The following is a 5,799-nucleotide window of genomic DNA, read 5'->3' as shown; positions in this document are numbered from 1 at the left end:
CGTCGACCCGGACCAGGGCGACCCCGGCGACGATCAGGGCACCGCCGAGCAGTTGCACCACCGTCGGCAGTTCGCCCAGCACCAGCCAGGCGATGAGCACCGCGAACATCACCTCGGTCAGCCCGATGAACGACGACAGCCGGGCACCGAGAATCCGGGTCGCGGCGATCCCGGTCAGGTACGCGACGACCGCGGCGACCAGCGACAGGCCGACGATGGGCACCAACCAACTCGTGCGCTGCCCCGCGAAGGTCACCTCGCCGAAGACGGCCCGCAGCGGCAGCGCCCCGGCGAGGCCGAGCACGAGCAGGGCCGCCGCGCCGACGCCCATCCCGGCGCTGGCCATCGCCACCGACGGCAGGCCGTCGTCGAGCCGCCCGGCGATCACGAAGTACCCGGCCAGGCCGACCGCCGCGCCCAGCCCCCAGAGCACGCCGACCGGGTCGAGGCGGCCGGCCCCGGTCAGGTCCAGTACGGCGGGGAGGCCGGCGAGCGCGGCCACCGATCCGGCCACGGTCAGCCGGCGCGGGCGCTGCCCGTGCGCCGCCCACATCCAGCCGACCACGAGGACGATGCCGAGGTACTCCAGCAGCAGCGCCACGCCGACCGGAAGGTAGCGCACGGCGTTGAAGAAGCACGCCTGGGCCAGGGCGACGGCGAGCAGCCCGAACGCGCCCACGGAGACGAGGTTGCGCCGCAGCACGTCCCACCGGCCGCGCAGGGCCAGCACCGCCGGCACCGCGAGGACAGCGGCGGCGGTGCCGACCCGGGCGATCACCACGGCCTCCGCGGACCACCCGGCCTCGATCAGCGACCGGGCGAAGATGCCCGAGGTGGCGAAGGTGACGGCCGACAGCAGCGCCAGGCCAAGGCCGGCACCGGCGGTTCGTTGACGCATCGACTCTCCTCGGAACGTCATGAGCTCGAATGTCATGAGTGAAGCAGATTATGCTCGTGACGCTAGATCGGTCGCCCGACAGGAGTCAAGTTGCTTTTCGCCCATGACACCGAGCCCGCGCTGATCGCCGCCGCCGCCCTCGTCAACACCGGAGGCCGCCACGGCGAGGCACTGCCCGACGTGGCGGCCCTGGACGCGTTCCTCGCCACGCACGGCTGGACCGGCCGGCACGAGCACACCGAAGCGGAGCTGCGGTCCGTCCGGGAGCTGCGCCCCCGGCTACGCCGGATCTGGTACGCCGACACCGACGAGATCGTCGCCACCGTCAACGGGCTGCTGCGCGACGCGGGGGCGCTGCCGCAGCTCATCCGGCACGACGACGAGCCGTACCACCTGCACGCCGTGCCGAGGGACGCACCGCTGGCCACCCGGATGGCCGTCGAGGCCGCGATGGCCCTCGCCGATTTGGTACGCGGCGGCGAGCTGGGCCGGCTACGCGTGTGCGAGCACCCGGACTGCGACAACGTGCTGGTCGACCTGTCCAAGAACAGGTCCCGCCGGTACTGCGACGCCGGCTGCGGCAACCGGGCCGCGGTCACCGCCTATCGCGCACGCCGGGCCGCCACCCGCCCCTGAACCGGGGCCGCTCGGCCTCGCCGCTGGGCTGCGCCGTGCGCCGGGACAGCGCCGCCATGTCGGCGACGTGGCGGCATCTCAGCCGGGCTGAAGATCATGTCGGGCAGGTGGCGGTACCCCAGCCGACGGATGCCGCCACCTGTCCGACATGAAGTCGATCAACCGGCCTCGCGTGCCGCCCACTCCTCGCGGAGCAGCTCGTACTCGACCTCGCCGTGCTCGGTGCCCTCGATCGGGTCGTCCCAGTGCAGGTGGAACGTGCGCACGTACCGCAGGCCGGTTTTCTCCATCACCCGCCGGGAGGGCGTGTTGACCGCCATCGTCTCCGCCCACACCCGGGCCAGGCCGAGGGCGGTGAACGCGTGCCGGAGCAGGGCACGGGACCCCTCGGTGGCCAGGCCGCGTCCCCACGCCGCCCGCCGCAGCCGGTACCCCAGCTCGGCCTGCGTCACCGGCACCGGCCCAAGCAGGGGTTCCGCCCTCGGAGCGTCCAGGGCGAACCAGCCGAGGAACGTGCCCGTCACCCGGTCGACAGCGGCCCACCGGCCCAGGCCGGGGCACCGGTCGTACCCGGCCAGCAGGCGGGGCAGCAGCTCGCCCCGGACCACGTCGGCAGGGGTGGGCCTACCCCCGGTCAGGTAGCGCATGACCTCCGGGTCCGAGTCCAGCTCCGTCAGGGCGTCGGCGTCCGCCTCCGTGAACCGGCGCAGCCGCAGCCGCTCGGTCTCCAGCAGGACCGCCCCGGACCCGTCGACCCCCGTCACGCCCGTCATGGGGCGATGATGCCCCGCCCCGCCCGGCCAGTCGACCGCAATGTCGGCGACGTGGCGGCATCCCCGTCGGGCTAAAGATCATGTCGGGCAGGTAGCGGTATCCCAGCCGCCGGATACCGCCATGTCGCAGACATGAAGTCGATCAACCGACCCTCGGGGGCGTCACCGACCGGTCAGCGCGGGGGTGCCGCGACGAAGGCCCGCCACGCGTACGGGTCGATGGTCAGCACCGGCCCCGAAGGATCCTTGCTGTCCCGCACCCCGACCACCCCGGAAAGATTCGTCGCCACCTCCACACACTGATCGTTCTGACCGCTGCGACTGCTCTTGCGCCACCGGGCACCGATCAGCTCCATGACTCCGCCACTTCCCTCAGCAACTCGATGGACTCCTCCGGCGGCAACGCCGCGCCGAGGGTAACCTCCCACACCTGTTGGAGCCGAGACAGATCCTCGCGCCGGTCCAGTTCCTGGCCGCCGATCTGGCCACCGAGAAAGGCCAGCTCGGCTCCATCCCGGAGGGTCGCCAGGATGAATGGGCCGTTGAGCGCGGGGTGCTCCTCGGCGGAGGAACGCACGACGTGCAGCCGGACCCGCGGGTGCTCGGTGGCGATCCTGGCGAGGTGCGCCGCCTGGTCGCACATCACCTTGCGCCCACCGACCCGGCGTCGAAGGGGCGCCTCGTCCAACACGGCGACCACCTGCGGCGGACGGTCTCCGTAGAGGACGCGCTGACTCTCCATACGGTCGGTCAGTCGGCGCTCGACCTCGTCGGGCTCAAGGATGCCGCCCGCCTCGAAGACGGCGCGGGCGTACGCCTCGGTCTGGAAGAGGCCGGGCACGTGCAGCGGATCGAACCAGCGCAGCGCGCGGGCCTGGTCCAGGATCGCCCGCCAGCCACGCAGCCAGACCTGGGCCTTGTCCAGGCTGACCAGCTCGGCGAGCATGCGACCGAAGAGGCCGCCGCTGTCGAGCGCCTCGTCGACCAGCTCCAGGTATTTCGCGGCGGGCGGCTGCTGTCCCAGCTCGACGGCGCTCACCAGCGACGGCGAGTAGTTGATCGCCTTCGCCAGCTCCTCCTGGCTCCAGCCCCGGCGCATCCGCGCCCGGCGCAGCTCCGCGACCAGGAAAGCCGCCGCCGTCATCCGCCCACCGGTCATCAACAACCACCCTCCACCGTCACGGTGATCCACTCCGATGTGCCGCCACCTGCGGCAACACCCGGAGCACCCCGGCTCCCACAACGGCCGGAGACACTTCCGAACGTAGCGGTGCGCTCACCAGACTGTGAAGGGCGGACGGCCAAAGTGGCCTATCCCCCCGTCCCGGCGTCCACCGGGGCCGCCCCGCTCCCCCGGCCGGGCGCCCCACAGGGGGCGATGACGCAGATGACTCAACCCCGTAGGGAGGCCGCTCCATGCCCCGACCCGCGCGCAACCAACGAGCCGCACACCCGCCGACCCCGCAGCGCCGGCCGGAGGCGGCTCACACAGCGCTTCGGCCGCTCTGGCTGTGCCGGGCCTGCGCCGCGCCCTGGCCGTGCGCCTTCGCGCGGCTCACCCTCCGGCAGGAGTACGCGCACGACAAGATCGGGTTGCACGTCTACCTCTGCGCGGTGCTGCACGAGGCGACCGCCGATTTGTACCGGCTGCACCCGCACGACGGCCCCGACCCGCGATCCCTGTTCGACCGGTTCCTCGGCTGGGTACGCGGCCCGGGTCCCGGCCCCGGCGGCGGCGACCACCCAGGCCCGGCGTGACCCGGCACGTGGCGTCAGGGATGCGTCATCCGGAGCAGGTCGAGGGCCTCGTCGAGTTGCTCGCCGGTGAGCCTGCCGTTGGCCACGTGCCCCCGGGCGATCACCACGTCGCGGATCGCCATCTCCTTGGCCAACGCCTCCTTGGCGATGGAGGCGGCCTCGTCGTACCCGAGGTGGCGGTTGAGGGGGGTGACGATCGACGGCGAGCCTTCCGCGTACGCGAGACAGACGTCCGCGTTCGCGACCAGGCCGGCCACGCAGCGGTCGGCGAGCAGGCGGCTCGACGCGGCCAGCAGCCGGATCGACTCCAGCAGGTTGCGGGCCATCACCGGAAGCATGACGTTCAGCTCGAAGTCGCCCTGCGACCCGGCGAACCCGACCGCCGCGTCGTTGCCGATCACCTGGGCGCAGACCTGCCGCACCGCCTCGGCGACCACCGGGTTGACCTTGCCCGGCATGATCGACGAGCCGGGCTGGAGGTCCGGGATGCGCAGCTCGCGCAGGCCGGCGCGAGGGCCGGAGCCCATCCACCGGATGTCGTTGGCGATCTTGTAGAGGCCGACGGCGATGGTGCGGAGTTGCCCGGACGTCTCCACCAGCGCGTCCCGAGCGCCCTGCGCCTCGAAGTGGTTGCGCGCCTCGGTCAGGGGCAGCTCGGTGAACTCACGCAGCCTGGCGATCACCGCCGCCGCGAAGCCGAGCTGAGTGTTGATCCCGGTGCCCACGGCGGTGCCGCCCAGCGGCAGCTCGGCCAGCCGGGGCAGCGCAGCCTCCAGCCGCTCGACGCCGTAGCGGACCTGGGCGGCGTACCCGCCGAACTCCTGGCCGAGGGTGACGGGCGTGGCGTCCATCAGGTGGGTGCGCCCGGCCTTGACCACGGTCTCGAACTCGGCCGACTTGGCCTCCAGCGCCTCGGCGAGGTGGGTCAGCGACGGGATCAGGTCCTCGACGACGAACTGCGTCGCCGCCAGGTGGATGGATGACGGGAAGACGTCGTTGCTGGACTGCGAGGCGTTCACGTCGTCGTTCGGGTGCACGTCCCGACCCAGTTCCCGGCTGGCCAGGGTGGCGATGACCTCGTTGGTGTTCATGTTCGACGAGGTCCCCGAGCCGGTCTGGAACACGTCGATGGGAAACTGGTCGTCGTACCCGCCGTCGGCCACGTGGGCGGCGGCGGTGGCGATCGCGGCGGCCACCTCCGCGTCGATCACGCCCAGCTCGCCGTTGACCTGCGCCGCCGCGCCCTTGATCTGGGCCAGGGCCTTGATCTGGGCCGGCTCGATTCCCCGGCCGGAGATCGGAAAGTTCTGCACCGCGCGCTGGGTCTGCGCGCGCCACAGCGCCTCGGCGGGCACCTCCACCTCGCCCATTGAGTCGCGTTCGATCCGGTAGCCCGCTGCCTCTGGAGTCGTCACGCATACCATCCTGCCCCGGCCGTCGCCAGCCCGCAGATGATCGCCCGCTCGAGTGGGCGGGCGGGCCGAAAGACGAAGGCGCGGAGACAGTCACGTAGTTAAGATCATGGAATCGTTGTCTCCCACCGAAGGGGCTCACCTTGCAGTTCAACGGGGGTTCCACCGGCGTCCCTCCGGGACGCCTCCGGCGCGCACCGCGCCGGATTTTCACCGCGGGCCTCGCCGGCCTGCTCGCCGGCGCGGGCGCGCTGGCTGTCACCACCGGGCCGGCCGCCGCCGGCGTGGCCCAGTACGTCCTGCCGGCCAGTGTGAGCTACAC

The 5,799-nt window shown here is 72.3% G+C and carries 7 protein-coding genes; 2 read left to right on the top strand and 5 right to left on the bottom strand.

Going from position 1 to position 5,799, the window contains the following annotated elements; genetic code table 11:
• On the bottom strand, window positions 1-898 hold an 898-nt coding region (locus E1258_RS29130), incomplete at its 3' end, for a DMT family transporter (RefSeq protein WP_132406757.1).
• A gap of 90 nt (window positions 899-988) precedes the next feature.
• Here E1258_RS29130 and E1258_RS29125 point away from each other — a divergent pair.
• A complete protein-coding gene (locus E1258_RS29125; protein WP_132406755.1) occupies window positions 989-1,534 on the top strand; it encodes a CGNR zinc finger domain-containing protein in 546 nt (181 codons plus the stop codon).
• Between the two features lie 158 nt (window positions 1,535-1,692).
• Here E1258_RS29125 and E1258_RS29120 read toward each other — a convergent pair whose 3' ends face one another.
• From E1258_RS29120 to E1258_RS29110, 3 genes are all read right to left on the bottom strand, one after another.
• Complete coding sequence (locus tag E1258_RS29120) at window positions 1,693-2,307, bottom strand: GNAT family N-acetyltransferase (RefSeq protein WP_132406753.1); 615 nt, start codon at window positions 2,305-2,307, stop codon at window positions 1,693-1,695.
• A gap of 173 nt (window positions 2,308-2,480) precedes the next feature.
• The gene (locus E1258_RS29115; protein WP_132406751.1) at window positions 2,481-2,663 is read right to left on the bottom strand and encodes a DUF397 domain-containing protein; all 183 of its coding nucleotides are present in this window, start codon (window positions 2,661-2,663) and stop codon (window positions 2,481-2,483) included.
• Window positions 2,654-3,466 (bottom strand): helix-turn-helix transcriptional regulator, encoded by an 813-nt coding sequence (locus E1258_RS29110; protein WP_132406749.1) that lies wholly within the window; start codon window positions 3,464-3,466, stop codon window positions 2,654-2,656. The genes E1258_RS29115 and E1258_RS29110 overlap by 10 nt, the downstream gene beginning before the upstream one ends.
• A 257-nt stretch (window positions 3,467-3,723) precedes the next feature.
• Here E1258_RS29110 and E1258_RS29105 point away from each other — a divergent pair, with 257 nt between their 5' ends.
• A complete protein-coding gene (locus E1258_RS29105) occupies window positions 3,724-4,065 on the top strand; it encodes a hypothetical protein (RefSeq protein WP_243715765.1) in 342 nt (113 codons plus the stop codon).
• Window positions 4,066-4,079: 14 nt separating this feature from the next.
• On the opposite strand, the gene E1258_RS29100 is transcribed toward E1258_RS29105, so the two are convergent.
• Complete coding sequence (locus E1258_RS29100; protein WP_207919796.1) at window positions 4,080-5,489, bottom strand: class II fumarate hydratase; 1,410 nt, start codon at window positions 5,487-5,489, stop codon at window positions 4,080-4,082.
• Between the last annotated feature and the right edge of the window lie 310 nt (window positions 5,490-5,799).

It is taken from the genome of Micromonospora sp. KC207, assembly GCF_004348615.1.
Lineage (GTDB): Bacteria > Actinomycetota > Actinomycetes > Mycobacteriales > Micromonosporaceae > Micromonospora.
The sequence above is the reverse complement of the archived record's forward strand: the minus strand, read 5'-3'. Positions and strand labels throughout refer to the sequence as shown.